At 45.8% G+C, this 14890-nt stretch carries 13 protein-coding genes; 3 read left to right on the top strand and 10 right to left on the bottom strand.

Annotated features, from left to right (window positions below):
- Positions 1–44: 44 nt before the first annotated feature.
- The 3 genes from lpxC to purC form a co-directional block, all read right to left on the bottom strand.
- Entirely contained in the window at positions 45–875 is an 831-nt protein-coding gene (gene lpxC, locus LEPTO7376_RS15295; protein ID WP_015135067.1) for a UDP-3-O-acyl-N-acetylglucosamine deacetylase, read from the bottom strand.
- A 52-nt stretch (positions 876–927) separates the two neighbouring features.
- Positions 928–3312, bottom strand: a complete 2385-nt coding sequence (locus LEPTO7376_RS15290; protein ID WP_225901106.1) for a BamA/TamA family outer membrane protein — start codon at positions 3310–3312, stop codon at positions 928–930.
- 174 nt (positions 3313–3486) lie between these two features.
- Positions 3487–4233 (bottom strand): phosphoribosylaminoimidazolesuccinocarboxamide synthase, encoded by a 747-nt coding sequence (gene purC, locus LEPTO7376_RS15285; RefSeq protein WP_015135065.1) that lies wholly within the window; start codon positions 4231–4233, stop codon positions 3487–3489.
- A 123-nt stretch (positions 4234–4356) separates the two neighbouring features.
- Here purC and coaD point away from each other — a divergent pair, with 123 nt between their 5' ends.
- Both coaD and LEPTO7376_RS15275 read left to right on the top strand, forming a co-directional pair.
- The gene (gene coaD, locus LEPTO7376_RS15280; protein WP_015135064.1) at positions 4357–4854 is read left to right on the top strand and encodes a pantetheine-phosphate adenylyltransferase; all 498 of its coding nucleotides are present in this window, start codon (positions 4357–4359) and stop codon (positions 4852–4854) included.
- Positions 4818–5516: a hypothetical protein gene (locus tag LEPTO7376_RS15275; RefSeq protein ID WP_015135063.1), complete on the top strand. Its 699-nt coding sequence runs from the start codon at positions 4818–4820 to the stop codon at positions 5514–5516. The genes coaD and LEPTO7376_RS15275 overlap by 37 nt, the downstream gene beginning before the upstream one ends.
- Positions 5517–5597: 81 nt before the next feature.
- Here the strand turns inward: LEPTO7376_RS15275 and LEPTO7376_RS27695 are convergent, their stop codons facing one another.
- From LEPTO7376_RS27695 to LEPTO7376_RS26940, 3 genes are read right to left on the bottom strand one after another with little or no spacing between them, the layout of a single operon-like run.
- Positions 5598–6320: a metallophosphoesterase gene (locus tag LEPTO7376_RS27695; RefSeq protein WP_015135062.1), complete on the bottom strand. Its 723-nt coding sequence runs from the start codon at positions 6318–6320 to the stop codon at positions 5598–5600.
- A 2-nt stretch (positions 6321–6322) separates the two neighbouring features.
- Entirely contained in the window at positions 6323–7144 is an 822-nt protein-coding gene (locus tag LEPTO7376_RS15265; protein WP_015135061.1) for a metallophosphoesterase, read from the bottom strand.
- Positions 7145–7203: 59 nt separating this feature from the next.
- Positions 7204–8007, bottom strand: coding sequence for a GTP-binding protein (locus tag LEPTO7376_RS26940; protein WP_015135060.1), 804 nt, complete (start codon positions 8005–8007; stop codon positions 7204–7206).
- Between the two features lie 112 nt (positions 8008–8119).
- Between LEPTO7376_RS26940 and LEPTO7376_RS15255 the strand changes: the two genes are divergently transcribed.
- Complete coding sequence (locus LEPTO7376_RS15255; protein WP_015135059.1) at positions 8120–9385, top strand: FAD/NAD(P)-binding domain-containing protein; 1266 nt, start codon at positions 8120–8122, stop codon at positions 9383–9385.
- Here LEPTO7376_RS15255 and LEPTO7376_RS15250 read toward each other — a convergent pair.
- From LEPTO7376_RS15250 to LEPTO7376_RS15230, 4 genes are all read right to left on the bottom strand, one after another.
- Entirely contained in the window at positions 9382–10494 is a 1113-nt protein-coding gene (locus tag LEPTO7376_RS15250; protein ID WP_041765679.1) for a Gfo/Idh/MocA family protein, read from the bottom strand. The genes LEPTO7376_RS15255 and LEPTO7376_RS15250 overlap by 4 nt on opposite strands.
- A gap of 978 nt (positions 10495–11472) precedes the next feature.
- On the bottom strand, positions 11473–11931 hold the full coding sequence (locus LEPTO7376_RS15240; RefSeq protein ID WP_015135056.1) for a hypothetical protein: 459 nt from the start codon (positions 11929–11931) through the stop codon (positions 11473–11475).
- Positions 11932–12175: 244 nt separating this feature from the next.
- Complete coding sequence (locus LEPTO7376_RS15235; protein WP_015135055.1) at positions 12176–13300, bottom strand: substrate-binding domain-containing protein; 1125 nt, start codon at positions 13298–13300, stop codon at positions 12176–12178.
- Between the two features lie 66 nt (positions 13301–13366).
- Complete coding sequence (locus LEPTO7376_RS15230; protein ID WP_015135054.1) at positions 13367–14722, bottom strand: Rieske 2Fe-2S domain-containing protein; 1356 nt, start codon at positions 14720–14722, stop codon at positions 13367–13369.
- Between the last annotated feature and the right edge of the window lie 168 nt (positions 14723–14890).

Here is a 14890-nt window from a genome sequence, read left to right as displayed (position 1 = left end):
AAATCCACGCCCAGTCCATAGGTTACTGGGTTACCGGAAAAAAGTTATGTGTTTCCAAGAATGGCGAGTTGTTTTGCCAGCTGAGTATGAAGTTTATGGCTTGCTTTGTAGGCAAGATAGTGAGCAGTAGGAATTGTTCCCAATAGACTCAAATCACCGATTAAATCGAGAAGTTTATGGCGGGCGGGTTCATTATCGTAGCGGAGAGGTGGATTGATCCATTTTTCGTGGTCGCACACGAGGGCATTCTCCAGGCTTCCTCCTTGAATTAAGCCAGCTTTCTGCAGTTGCTCAATCTGATCCGCAAAGCCAAAGGTGCGGGCAGGGGCGATCGCCTGTTCGAAGGGTTCTGCTACTGGACTCCAACTATGCCACTGATTACCGATGGGCTTATAGGGAAAATCAATACCATAGCTAAACCGCAATTCTTCTGAAGGCAAAGCTGCAACAAAAGTATCCCCTTCTCGTATCCAAATAGGCTCGGACACGACTAGAGATTCGCTAGACTCCGAACTTATAGTCTGAATTCCTGCTGAGGCGATCGCCGCTGCCCAGTCTTTTGCAGAACCATCCAGTAACGGTAACTCAGCTCCAGAAATTTCAATGCGGGCATGATCTACACCTAAACCCGTTAGGGCTGCCAATAAATGTTCCGTTGTCCTTATTGTGACACCACCAACCCCTAATTCTGTTGAAAGCATGGTTTGACCAACTGCATCAATCTGAGCACGAATTTCTGGCTGATCTGCTAAATCTGTCCGCACAAAATAGCGGCCAATAAGGCGATCGCAGGGCATCAATTTCACGGTGGTTTCTTTGCCAGAATGCAGCCCAATACCAGAGCAAGTCACTGCCGTTTTCAGAGTAGTTGCCATAACAAAAAAGGGGGATTATTCCCCCATAATTTTATTGATTTAGTAATTTGTTTTAGAAACGCTCACCAATACCGAAGTGAATCCGGCTATCGCCTTCATCATTCAGACCATAGTCGACACGAATGTTACCGAGAGGGGAGTCTACACGGACGCCAATACCATAGCCGAAACCATCGCCAGGCTTACCGCGTGTTCCAGCAGGGTCACCAGGGACATCATCACCAGAGCCTAAGTCTGTTGCGTAGTCCACAAACAGCGCACCGCCTACAACAGAGAAAACAGGGAAACGATATTCCGCCGTTGCCTGAAGATAATGGCGACCACTACCAACATCTCCTTCCTCAAAACCACGGACAGAATTACTACCACCCAAAGAAAAGGCTTCGTAGGGAGGTAGATCGCCAATAATAGTTCCACCTTGGATATTAAAGGCCAGAGTATGAGGCTTTTCCTTATTCACCAAAGGTAGCTTGAGCGGAGAAGGTACATAGAAACTATGGCTACCACGAATTCGATTAAAGAAAATACCGCCTTTACCAATAGGAATGGTTTGGTCAGTACCAATACGAGTCACAGAGCCACGGGTTGGTGCTGCTGGGTTATTACGCTTATCGCGGACGAGATTAAACCGGAGAGTTGTGAGGTCATCCTTACCGTCATCAGAGAAACTGAGTTGATTACCAGCTTCATCAATAAATTCGACATCGCCATCGCCATCCGTAATGGTGACTCGTTGATATTGCAGACCAAGGGAGCCGCGCCAATCTGACCGAGCAAAAACATTTTTGCTGAGAGGACGACTGAAGGTTACGCCACCACCAAGACGATTAATTCGGGGGCGATCGCCACTTTGCGCGAGATCAATATCATTATCGCCACCATCAAAGATCAAAGAAATCGAACGACGACGGAAGGCATTCACGCTGTAGGAGGTACGGAAAGGATCATTCGCAATCCAAGGATCTGTAAAGGAGACATCAAACAACGCTTCCCTAGTACCAAGCTGAAGCTCTGTTGCCAGACGATGGTTATTACCACCAAGGTTTTGTTGCTGATAACTAACCGTTCCGAAGAAACCACTCGCAGAACTAATACCACCACCTGCAGCAATAGAGCCAGTATTTGCTTCAATCACGTTGAGATTGAGGATTGCTTTAGTGGGATCTTCTTCACCAGTTGTAAAGTCGAGCTGTACATCTTCAAACAAGCCGAGGTTGAAAACACGCTGGAGATCGTTTTGAGCAGTGGCACGGTTAAACACATCACCGGGCTTTAGCTGAACTTCACGAGTCACGATAAATTCTCGCGTTTTACCTTCCACAGGCTCATTGTCAGTGTTGATGAAGTTGACGCGAATATCTTCAATGACACCTTCTACAACGACTAGGGTAATCACGCCATCAGAACTAGGCTCATCAATACCCACAACCTTTGCAAGGTCATAGCCATTATTTTGATACCAAGCCTCAAGTTGGCCGAGCTTACCGCTACCTTCTTGGAAGTCGTTGAGGTTAATGATCTGGCCGTAGCGATCGCCAAAAATATTATCGATAACTTCGGGTGGTGTGATCCCACGATTATCATCTAAGGGCAATGCTTGGACTGTCACGTTGCTCAGGACGGGATTAGGCACAACTTCATAAGTCACCTTCACACCGAAAGGTGTATCTTCAGGTGTTGCGGTGACGTTAGAAAATAGACCTGTTGCATAAATGCGATTAACATCGGCTCGAATCTGAGTAACCGTGGTAGGACGTCCAGCCTGTGTTTCGATGGCTTGGACAACACTCTGTTCTAATTCAACATTGCCGCCTGTGCCGTTAATCGCGATCTCCGCGACCAATACCCGTGCTTCACTTGGAGCACCTTGGGCAATTAAAAGCTCTTCTTCTGGAGTTTCAGCAACTGGCACTAGAGCAGTTTCCAGCTCGGTTGTGGGCTGTATCGCAAACTCTTCTGTTTCGTTAACGATTGGGGTGATCGCCATGTCTACTGTTTCTGTCTCAACCACAGCACTAACAATGGTTTCTGGTGCTACAACAGGCTGCTCAGCAGTTAGCTCGGCTACACCTGTTTCTTCTACCGCAATGCTTTCGCTAATCTCGATATCCGTTGGCTCTTGAACCAAGGCAATCTCAGTGGGAGCCTCAGGCGTAGTTGGCGCAGACTCAAAAACGACATTTGTGAGTGATGGTGAAACGTTGGTTTCATCCGAAGTCGCTACGACAGACATTTCTTGCTCTACTGGGTTTGTCGTAGAAGCTGCTGTCGCTGTTACAGAGTTCTCAGCGCCACTTGCAACAGTGTTTAAGGCGATATCAGATAGGTTCTGATGGGTCTCAGCTTGGGCTGGTGACATCGAGCCGAGGGCAGCAATAGTTGCCCACAGTGCAAGTGTTCGGGGATCAAAACGGTCTTGAGTTTGTTTTTTTTGCACGTCCACACCAAGTCAAACGAAAGTTATATGAGCAATGAGCACTGCACTGAGGTAGTGCCAGTTGGTAAATTTTTCCAACAGGTTAATCTATTCTGCTGGATTGTACCAGAGTCGTTAGACGTGGATATTATCGATAAGTTTCGCTGGATGAATAATAGGCGATCACCAACTTATCTAAACTGATAATGCTTCAGCCTGAGCGAGGACCCTTGCTTGCACTGCTTGGTAAGCATCTTCAACCTTGCCGAGATCTTTCCGGAAACGGTCTTTATCCATGACGCGAGCATTGGGATCAGCAATGGTATTGTCCCAAAGGCGACAAGTGTCAGGACTAATCTCATCGGCTAAAAGAATTGTGCCGTTTTTGTCTGTGCCAAATTCAATTTTGAAATCCACGAGGGTAATGTCACAGCTTGTGAAAAATTCCTGCATCAACACATTGATTTTCAACGCGTAGTCAGTCAACTCTTTCACTTGAGCCTCCGTCACAATATTGATCAGCATCAGGCGATCGCGAGTCAAGAGAGGATCACCGAGGTCATCATCTTTAAGGAAAAATTCCACGAGGGGTTGTGGTAAGACAGTGCCTTGCTCTAATCCTGTTTGCTTACAGAGGCTACCTGCCGCAATATTTCGGACGACCACTTCCACTGGCAAAATAGTCACAGCTTTAACTAACATTTCATTGGGCTTAGGCTGCTCGATTAGGTGGGTGGGAATGCCCTTTGTTTCAAGCCATTTCAGAAGTACTGAGGCGATTGTGCAATTCACTTCCCCTTTGCCGCGAATAGTGCCTTTTTTCTGGGCATTAAACGCCGTAGCATCGTCTTTAAAGTAGGTGAGGAGAATGTCTGGATCGGCTGTGCTGTAGAGAATCTTAGCCTTTCCTTCGTACATTTTTTGGGGTTGATGATCACTCATGATGTGAAGACTCTTCATTTAAACCATCCACCATTGTATGTGCTAATGCTCTAGTGCTTTTCTGAATACTTTTGCTAATGATATGCAACAATATTCGCGACAGAATTTTCTTCACTTTTTCCTGTGATCGCGATTTATCCCGGCAGTTTTGATCCCATTACCCTCGGCCATCTCGACATTATCCAACGGGGCGATCGCCTCTTTGAGAAGGTGATTGTAGCGGTGCTCTGTAATCCTAGTAAATCTCCTGTGTTCAGCCTCGAAAAGCGCGTTGCTCAGATTAAGCTCTGTACCCAGCATTTACCCCATGTGGAGGTAGAAAGTTTTACGGGGCTCACTGTTGAATACGCCCGGCAGAAGGATGCAGGAGTATTGCTCAGAGGACTGCGTGTCTTATCAGATTTTGAAAAAGAACTGCAAATGGCGCATACAAATAAGACGCTTTGGGCTAACATCGAGACAGTATTCCTCGCGACGTCGAACGAGTATAGTTTTCTCAGTAGTAGCGTCGTCAAAGAAGTTGCTAAATTCGGTGGTTCTATCGATCACCTTGTCCCCGATAATGTCGCAAACGATCTCTACAAATGCTTCAGAGTTCAACACCCACCGAAACCCCAGTAGCATCTCCGGAATCTTCATCTCTCTACAAAGATGTTGATCTCGATGTGCAGCAGCAGCTGACTCAGCTCGAAGAAATTATTTTTGATAGCCCTCACATTCCGCTCACGGGTATCACGATGGTGGAGGAAGAAAAACTTCTTGATCAACTCGATTTGGTACGTGCCAGTTTGCCGAAGGTAATTGAGGCAGCAATGGAAGTGCTCCAACAGAAGGCACAGATTATTGTCGAAGCGGAAGATTACGCTGAGGAGATTATGGCGGCGGCAGAACGCCGGGCCGCGCAACTCCTCGATGAAATGCCACTCGTTCGTCAGGCAGAACAAAACGCAGAGCAGATGCGCCAGGATGCTGAGCAAGAATGTTTAAATATGCGTCAGTCTTTAGCGGCTGAGGTGGAAGAAAATCGTCGCAAAGCCTATGAGGAAATTCGGGAAATTCGGGAGCTGGCGATCGCCGAATCTGATGAAATCCAAGAGGGTGCAGATCAATACGCCAACCAAGTGCTGTCTGGTTTGGAAGGGCAATTGATTCAAATGCTTAATGTTGTGCGCAATGGTCGTCAACAGTTACAACCCTCTGAATCCGCCAACACTGAAGCACCTGCCGCAGAACAGAAATCTAAAGCTCCTGCAAAGCTTCAACCTCAACGCCGCCGCAAATAACAAACACCTGCGTTCTAATTGCAAGGTGTTGTTACTTGTGATTGAGCATTCGATTTTCAGTCCTTTGGATTAGAGAATTCACTAACCAAATCCGGCAGTTTTCCCGTAACGGATTGTCCGAAAAACGAGCTTGTCGGTTTCAGGGTTGTAGAGCGTATAAGTGGCTTGTTTAGACTGTCTGCCTACATTTCCTACGCCAATGACAATGCGATCGCCCAAATCATAGTTTTGCTCTTCTTTTACCGAATCAAGAGTGGTAACCGTTGCTGCTAACCGTCCTTTGGCAAGCTGAAACTTAAAGGTTTGGCCAGATCGCCCGCAAAACAGACGATTACTCCCTGTTCGAGCTAGTCGATCCAATAAAATCAATGGCGATAAATCTGGTGTCAACTTTTCAAACACATTCAAACTGCTCCCGTGGACAAGCAAACAATCTAGCTCTGCAAATCCAAAGTGCAGTTGACTAAACCATTGCACCATTTCCCTCGGGACGTTATCCCAAAGTTGTTTGAGAATATCGCCACCCTTTTCTTTGATAAATGACTTGTCTTCCGGTTCTGCCGCGAGACCCCGCACAATAAGACATTGTTCTTCCCACGCACCTTTACAGACCTGGGGCATTAATTCGCCTCTTTTGGGGTTGCGGATGCGATCAACGACGGCATTTCCTTCAGGAGTGCCATCGATAAGATCGCCCAAAATAAATAGGTCTGTCACTTTGGGAGTTTGTCTGTGAACATCCCGCAAAACCGCTTCATAGGCTTCGAGATTGCCTTCAATGCCACTTAAAATTGCCCAATGCATTTTTATACCCCCCGCTCACAAAGATGGGTCGGATCATCGGCACGCTCAGCAAATTCCATGCCATTCGCCAACCGCCACGCAAAGATTTTCGGTAAACCCTTCTCAATAATCGCCGCGCAGGTTTTTTTATAGTCGTATTCCACTTCCCGAAAGGTTACTTGCTCCGTGTCGGTGTCATAAATAACGTAAGTGGCATTGGGACGGCCATGGCGTGGTTCTCCCACTGATCCGGCATTGATAATTCGTTTGATTGAAGTGCTAAATTCCTGTTCAGAGGGAGATTTGTTGGAGTCAGTTTGCACAGAAAAACGTAGGGAGCCTTCGTCAATGGTTCGTACATAGGGCACATGGGTATGGCCGCAGAACAGCACATCGGCTTCGGTACTGAGAACACGCTCTAGGGCAAGAAAGCCATCTAGTTCTGGCAGGAGATATTCATGTTGGCTTTGGGGGCTACCATGGGTAAATGCGAGGCCATCTTTTTTGATCACCAACGGTAATTCGGCAAGATATTCTCGGATTTCTGGATGAATTACTTCATCTGTCCACACATGGGCGGCTTTGCCTCGTTTTTCGGCCAATAGGGAAGGATAACTACAGTCACAAGCGTTTAAGCCATCGACAATATCTTCGTCCCAGCAGCCTTGGGTCGTGGGAATATCCAGCGATCGCATTAAGGCCACCACCTCATTGGGGTAGGGGCCATAACCAACGAGGTCACCAAGGCAATAAATTTGGTCAACATTGTTTGTTTCTATATCGTCGAGCACTGTGGTCAGCGCTTCGTAGTTCCCGTGGATACAGGAGATAACTGCTATTTTCATGGTCGTAGGGGTCGGTTTGACTGGGGAATGGTAGAAAAAATTTATGCTTGAGCCGGAGGTTATTGCACAGGACTAGGTTGTTTCTGTTGCTGGATTTGCTGACGAATTTGCTCTTGGTAATCACTGAGCAATTCATCGTTTAGACAGCAATCTAAAATGGTGTCCGCGATTTGTTGCCCGTCGAGTTTTGTTCCAACTACTTCTAAACCACTAAATCGCTCTGGTCTACCGTCCAACCAGATTTTCACGGGTAGCTCATGGTAAAGGCTTTCTGGTTTATGGGAAACGTAGTCGAGATAGAAGGCGCGACCGTCAACGATTTCGACAACCCCTTTTGCGCGCTGGATATCACCGTAGGCACCGCTGGTTAATTCTTCCCAGAAAATATTGAGGCTATTGGGATCAAATACTTGTCCTTTTGTGGGCGATCGCCAAATTTCGAGATTACGAGCAGGTAAGGGTATAGCCACTTCGATAATTTGGTCTGCCCACACATGCCAAGGAGAATTGGCCATTTGGTCGGATACAAAGGCGAACCGTTCACAGGAAAATCCTTCTGCTTCGAGGGTCTTCAGTAATTGTTCACCGGATTCCGGCGCGACATAAAAGCCCAATTCCAGCACGGCGATCGCCCCCTGTTGCAAGGCTTCGATGAGCTGCAATTCCTGCCCTTCCGCTAAAAACTGCCACGAGGGAAAGTCGAGTTCAAGGCAATGGCGATCCACTGGGCAATCGGTTGTTTGAGGTGCGAAATAGATGACCTCATCACTTTGATCTTTTAATTGCTCTCGCAACCATTGGGTCTTTCCGGCTCCCGCTAATCCGGCGATCGCCAAAATTTTTGTTTTAGTCCAATCAATCATGGTTTTCCTAACTGCTGCCAGCCGATTCGCTGACTTGCGATCGAATAATAAACCACTATCTATATTACGATAATGATTATCATTCTCGTTCTATCGTAGGTTTGCTGTGAAAATGCCTTTTGCTTCACTAACCGACAAGAAAAACCTACAGCAATGTGACATTGCTGTGGTCGGGGCCGGAGTACAAAGTTTGACTTTGGTGCTGCATCTCCTCAAAAAGCGACCTAAGTTGCGTCAGCGAATCACGGTTTTTGATCCCCATGGCCAATGGCTTGCCAATTGGCATCATCAGTTCGCCGCCCAGGATATCTCCCATCTGCGCTCGCCTGCTGTACATCATCCTCATCCAGATCCATTTGCGTTAAGACGGTTTGCTGAAAAGCGTGCCAACGAATTATTTCCGCCCTATGATTTGCCCGGCACAAAATTGTTTGCGGATTTTTGTCAGGCAGCCATTAAAGAATTTCAAGTAGAAAAGCACGTGATTCCAGCGGCAGTCACTGATTTGGAGCCACCCACGGAAAACCAGCGCAAATTTACGCTCACTTTGGACAATGGTAATCAATGGGTCGCGCGGCGGGTTGTCCTCGCAACAAATCGCACCCAAAGGCAGCTACCTCAATGGCTCGACTCCATTGAAATGCCATATCCACCGGATCGTCTTTGCCATAGTGACCACGTTGATTTACGGGGATTACATCTCAAAGGTGAACGAATTATTATCGTTGGTGGTGGTTTATCGACTGGGCATCTCGCTTTGGGGGCGATCGCCCGGCGGGGTCAGGTCACAATGATCGCCCGGCGAGCTTTTCAAGAAAAACTTTTTGATGCCGATGCAGGCTGGATGGGGCCTAAATATTTAAAGGGATTTTATGCAGAACCCGATTGGGAAAAGCGGCTAGAGATGGTGCTTAATGCCCGGGATGGTGGATCTTTAACGCCGATGGTGATGCGGCAACTGCGGCAGGCTAAACGCAAAGATACAATCACTCTAAAACCTGAGTGCCAAATCCAAACTGCCCGGTGGCAAGGTAATCATTGGCAACTCTATTGCGATAACGGTGAGATTGTTGAGGGCGATCGCCTATGGTTAGCGACAGGGAGTCGTTTCCATCTGGATGCCGAACCTCTTTTACAAAAAGTCCGTGAACGTCATCCTCAACCCAGCATTAATGGTTTTCCTATCCTCGACAAATATTTGCGTTGGCAAGGTTGCGACCTATTTTTAATGGGCGGATTAGTGGCGCTTCAGATTGGCCCCACTGCCCGTAATATTTCTGGCGCAAGAATAGCCTGTGATCGCCTCGTACCTGCCCTCACCAAATCCAGTCTTCAGAGAGTTTATGGGGGAATTGGCTGCAACAGAGTCAGTGCTTAACCTAAAAATTGGTCGAGATTAGGTACATCTAACCAGCGTCTTTCATCATTGGACTGGTGAGTTAAATCCATCAGTAGCTGAGAGTAAACTCCCTCTTTGAGAGTGGGGGCGATCGCCGAATTATTTTCATCAATGCACTGGGCAAAATGATTAACGACTCGAATAAAGGGCGCTAACCGGCCATCATCGAAACTTTTGGGGAATTTGTATTTGTCGGCGATCGCCACTTCTTTTAGTTCTTCTCCAGCTTTACCAGCTTTGAGCGTAAAGCCGTGGACATAATCTTTGAGGTTGCTGCTGCCCAGTACCAAAGACCCTTTTTCGCCATAGACCTCCACCCAATGGCCGCGACCGTGATAGGTCACCGAACTGATATTTAGTTGGCAAGGTGTACCGTCGGCAAGTTCGAGCATAATCATGCAAGTATCATCGGCATCAACGGTTTTTAGCTTGTTGCCATCGAGAGGATCGGGACGTTCGGGGATTGCACAACTGAGGTGGCCAGAAATCCGTTTTACGCCGCCAAAAAGCCAATTAATGTAGTCAAATGCATGGGAACCAACAGCCCCTAAAGCACCGCCTCCTTGGGATTTCAGAGCATACCAATTCCAAGCTCGATCAGGGTTGGCACGGCTCACAACAATCCAATTAATCGTGATGAGACGCTTTTTCCCAACAAAATCATTTTGGAGATAATCCGCAAACATCTGCCATTCTGGGACAAACCGAAATTCAAAATCGGGAGTGACCACTAAATTTTTCGCGGCAGCAATTTTGTAGAGCTCTTTTGCTTCCGCAGTATTTAGGGTAATCGGTTTTTCGAGCAACAAATGTTTGCCAGCCTCTAAAACCTGTTTCGCCATGTCGTAGTGCAAAAATGGTGGCGTTGAAATAGCCACAGCATCCACAGCAGGATTACTTAAAACATCTTCGAGGCGATCGCCACTGTGGGGAATATTATGAGCAGCAGCAATGCTTTGGGCTTTAGCGGCATCGCGATGATAAACCGAAACAACCTCTGTGCGGTGGTGGTGCTGAAAACCGGGAATATGAATTTTTTGGCCGAAGCCAGTGCCGACAATTGCAATCCCAATTTTTTGTTCTGCCATGATTTCCCCTAGCAATTTTTCCACGGACATTATCTCGGAAGAAGGGTCGCTTCAGCAAAATCCAGCTCTATAAAGAGGCAATCGCCACCTCAAACTCTAGACTAGTTGAGAAAATGACCTGAGCTGACTCTTAATAACCACTGTCTTTTTTCAAATCAACCTGTCACTCTAGCTAATTCCTAAACCCACGATGAGCCGTAATCACCCGCTCTAGACGTTGACCTCTCATTCCATCTAAATCTTTGTACGGATCATTGAAATGATAGTAAGTCTTCGAGAAAATAACTCCGCAGACTAAGAAGATAAAAATTGAGATAAACGTCTGTCTTCTCAACATATTTCTCCTTATTTCTTTCTGTCTAAACGCACCATAAATAAATAAAATCAAGCGAAGTAAGAGAACAGCAACTATACCATATTTAATTAATACAATTATGAGAGAACCAAGAGTATCTGCCACCCCAAGATCACTGAAATTGTTAAGTTCATATAGGTGGTAGCTATATGAATGGATGTGTAACGCCATTAAAACTGCCAGTGAATAGTATAGGAAAATATTCCACCGGTTAATCACAAAAGTAATCATGGCAAAAATAAGAATTGGCAGTATGATTATTTCAATCACAGAATTTATTAGAATTAGAAACAGAAAATTTTTTAGCTCAAATTAAAGTAATAGATTGATTGAATTAACTTTTTATGATTTTTTCGCTCAATGAAAATACTGAAGTGAGACACCCAGAATATTAACTTTCTGTCCAAATCCTGTCCCGGCGATCACTACTCCAATTTTTTGTTCTGCCATGATTTCCCTTCGCATTTTTTCCACGGACATTATCCCGGAAGATGGGAAACTTCAGCAAAATTTTGTGCTGGAGAAGAAGCGATCGCCAACTCAATCTCTACACTGGTGAAGAAAATAAGCCCAGCTAATACTTCACAACCACTATCTCTCCTCGAATTTGCCTGAAACTCTGGCTAATCCCCAAACCTATGATGAGCCATAATCACTTGCTCGGCATGTTGTCCTCTCATGTTTTCATCTAAGTTCTTATATGGATGATTGAGATGATAATAAGCCTTCGAGAAAATAATCCCACAGACAAAAAACAAAAGGATAGAGATAAGTGTCTGTTTACTCAGCATATCTCGCCTTATTCTTTTTTGTTTAAATGCACCATAAATAAATAAAACTAAGCGGAGAAAAAGAACAGCAACAAATAAAACTTGAATTAACACAAGGATAAACAAACCGATGCCATATCCTGGTCCAATATCATTAAGAGGATTCAGTATATATACATGCTCGCTGTATGAAACCATATATAACCCCATCAAAACTGCTAATGAATAGTACAAAAAAATGTTCCATCGGTTTATTAAAAAAGTAATCGCAGCAAAAATCAGGATTGGCAGTATGATGATGATTTCAATCATAGAATTTATTAGAGATTAGAAACAGAAAAATTTTTAGCTCAAATTAAAGTAATAGATTGATTGAACTAATTTTTATGATTTTTTCGCTCAATGAAAATACTGAAGTGAGACACCCAGAATATTAACTTTCTGTCCAAATCCTGTCCCGGTGATCGCGATGCCAATTGTTTTGTCTGCCATGTCTACCCTCGATTTTCTCCTTTGGCATTATCCCGAAAGAAGGGGGATTTCCGCAAAACAGGTCTTAGGCTTGGCGCATTTGTTGCCAAAGAGTTTGGTATTGCGCCTCGGTGCTGGGCGGTAAGGTTTCGATGATCTCGCTATTTTGATAGGTTTCTGGATTGACGAAAATGAGGGGATTTTCTGTGACCTTCGCGTCCAAATTTTCGGTCTGATAAATTAACGGCGAGGCGGCAAAAGTTGATTGGGCAAATTGATTAATAGCTCGCTCGTTCGCGCAAAATTCTAGCCATGGTTTCAGGTCAGCAAATTCCCGTTCGCTTTTTTTCGGCTGTACCCAGAGGTCACACCAGAGGGCTGTACCGCTTTTTGGGACGACTGCCCCGAGATTTCGGTAGCGCTTCATCAACGACAGGGCATCTTGCGACCAAGCTTGGGCAACCCATGTATCCCCCGTGATAAGGGGCTGCAGGTAATGGGTCGAGCTATAGAATTTCACGTTGCGATGGAGTAGGCCCAATTCTTCAGAGAGTCCGGCGATCGCCTCAGGGTCTTTGTCGTTATACGAAAATCCAAAGTTTTTCAGCACGAAACCAATGACTTCGCGGGAATGATCGAGCAGAGAAATTTTATTTTTTAGCTCCTCGCGCCACAGGTCTTCCCAGTCTGTGAGTTGCCAATCAAATTTTTTCAGCTTATCCTTGCGATAGAGCAATAATGTTGTGCCCCAACGATAGGGAATGCCATAGGTTTTACCCGATTGTTCCTCGATAAATGTCCGCCAAGGTTCGTCGAGATCTTGCCAAGTTTCGAGCTGATCAACGGCAAGGGGTTGTAATAATTCTGCGGCGATCGCCTCTTTAAACCAACCATTACCGATAGTCACCAAATCAGGCGCAATCGGTGGATTCTCTGACTGCCAAGGGAATCTTTTGTTGTAATTTTCTGGGGTTGTCTCTTGAATTTTCTTGAGATCTTCGAACAACTTTGCGAGTTGATCAACAGGCTTAAACTTAATGCGTTTGTGATCAGGATAACTGCGCCGAAATGCTTTCAAAACCTGCGGTGAAATACTGCCTTCGAGCACCCGAAATTGCAATCGCGATTCCTTCGGTGCACCGCATCCACCCAACATTGACGCGAGGGTAACGGTACCTGCGGAGACCAAAAATTGACGACGACTGCTCATAACTCTTCTGAGGGCTTCAGCCTAGATCATATAAGCCTTTGCCCCGAAGCGACCTGAATTCTCACACTATTTGTAATTACGGGTTGGAGGATATTCGCCGTCAAAAAATTTGCGTTCATATTTGCCCAGTTGCCACCAAGCCAAACCGCATAAGCCAATCACTCCGGCGATCGCCCCCATCACAGTCGTTGATAATCCCAACACACCACTAAAGGGCAACGTTAACCATCCCAAAAATCCGGCGATCGCCAACCCAGTCCGAATCTTCTGAATATTCGCCAGTGCCGCTTTGCAACTCGAACAATTTTTGGTGTGAGAATGATAGCGCTCGAGTAACTGAGCTTGACTAGGTTCTGCGGGCGCAAAAGTTTGATCAGCGAATGGCTCACCAAAATTTTCTACCCACTTACGATAGGCCAACACAAACAAATCAGAGCCAGTCGGTAAATAACAAGTTTGCGCATAATTTTTCTTCGATTTTTCGAGTTCGCGCTCCTGGAGATGCAAGAAAATTTGGTCGTCTTCCAGAATGCCCATCTGACTCACATGGGAAAACCAGCGAGGCGTGTACTTAAACACTAGTCTCGGAATTGCTGACTTAAATCGGAAAGGCAAACGCACTAAAGCACGACATTTTCCTTTTTCCGTGGGCACCGCATAAACACAGGTCATCACCTGCCCAAACGAACTTTCTTCAATGTCATGCCACATTGCCGATGGTGCAAAAAATGTTGTTTTCTGAGCACCCAACTTTCCTCGGCGAGGGCCTTCTTCCCAAATTCCAGTAAAACCTGTTTTCTCGATATCAGATACATCGAGAATAAATTCTTTCGCGTTCTTACGATTACCAACGCGAGGATGGTGAGTAAAAGCGACATGACTCGTATCCAAAACGTTTTCTAAAAGGGTCGTCGCATCGTAGGGAATATCGCGAAACACATCTGCCATCACCCATTCGCCAGGATACTGATCTAGAGCAGGAATGGTCGGCAGCGGTTGCGTCTCCGCATTTTCGAGCTTGCCAGGATACACAAATAACAAACCTTGCTCAACGCGACAGGGATAACTCGCTACAGTTGCACGGGAGTTTTCATTTGCTGTGCCATCTTCTTTCTGGAACGGAATTTTTTCGCAGGAACCGGACTCGGAAAATTGCCAACCGTGGTAAGGACATTCGAGACAACCATCCACAATGCGTCCCTCCGACAAGGGCGCTAAACGGTGCGGACAAACATCGGAAAATACATTCCACTGTTGTGATTCCTCATGCCACCAAATCACCAAAGGCTTTTCGAGAAGTACAAATCTTGTCGGTTCTGTTTTGCTGAGATCCTGCACGAAATGCACTGGATACCAAGCCTCTAACCAATCAAATTTTTCGGTGGAAACTTCCGGGGCGATTGAGACGACGTTTGCAACCATGGCCAGCCATAAAACAGTTCACAGATTCTAGCTTAACAAAACGCAACAATTTACGATTTGACCAGAATTCTGGTGTGAGGGAAGAAAAATCAGAGTGGCGATCGCCCTTAGAGGATGTCTGAAAAGTATATTTTGAGCATAGACATGTAGGTGATTCCACAAAGAAAA

Origin of the sequence: [Leptolyngbya] sp. PCC 7376, from assembly GCF_000316605.1 — a bacterium.
Classification (GTDB): Bacteria; Cyanobacteriota; Cyanobacteriia; order Cyanobacteriales; family MRBY01; genus MRBY01.
The sequence above is the reverse complement of the archived record's forward strand: the minus strand, read 5'-3'. Positions and strand labels throughout refer to the sequence as shown.

Excerpts from the sequence above, each read along its gene's own strand:
- lpxC (WP_015135067.1), bottom strand. The coding sequence starts at position 875 with ATGGCAACTACTCTGAAAACGGCAGTGACTTGCTCTGGTATTGGGCTG.
- purC (WP_015135065.1), bottom strand. The coding sequence starts at position 4,233 with ATGAGTGATCATCAACCCCAAAAAATGTACGAAGGAAAGGCTAAGATT.
- LEPTO7376_RS15275 (WP_015135063.1), top strand. The coding sequence starts at position 4,818 with ATGCTTCAGAGTTCAACACCCACCGAAACCCCAGTAGCATCTCCGGAA.
- LEPTO7376_RS27695 (WP_015135062.1), bottom strand. The coding sequence starts at position 6,320 with ATGCATTGGGCAATTTTAAGTGGCATTGAAGGCAATCTCGAAGCCTAT.
- LEPTO7376_RS15265 (WP_015135061.1), bottom strand. The coding sequence starts at position 7,144 with ATGAAAATAGCAGTTATCTCCTGTATCCACGGGAACTACGAAGCGCTG.
- LEPTO7376_RS26940 (WP_015135060.1), bottom strand. The coding sequence starts at position 8,007 with ATGATTGATTGGACTAAAACAAAAATTTTGGCGATCGCCGGATTAGCG.
- LEPTO7376_RS15255 (WP_015135059.1), top strand. The coding sequence starts at position 8,120 with ATGCCTTTTGCTTCACTAACCGACAAGAAAAACCTACAGCAATGTGAC.
- LEPTO7376_RS15250 (WP_041765679.1), bottom strand. The coding sequence starts at position 10,494 with ATGGCAGAACAAAAAATTGGGATTGCAATTGTCGGCACTGGCTTCGGC.
- LEPTO7376_RS15240 (WP_015135056.1), bottom strand. The coding sequence starts at position 11,931 with ATGATTGAAATCATCATCATACTGCCAATCCTGATTTTTGCTGCGATT.
- LEPTO7376_RS15235 (WP_015135055.1), bottom strand. The coding sequence starts at position 13,300 with ATGAGCAGTCGTCGTCAATTTTTGGTCTCCGCAGGTACCGTTACCCTC.
- LEPTO7376_RS15230 (WP_015135054.1), bottom strand. The coding sequence starts at position 14,722 with ATGGTTGCAAACGTCGTCTCAATCGCCCCGGAAGTTTCCACCGAAAAA.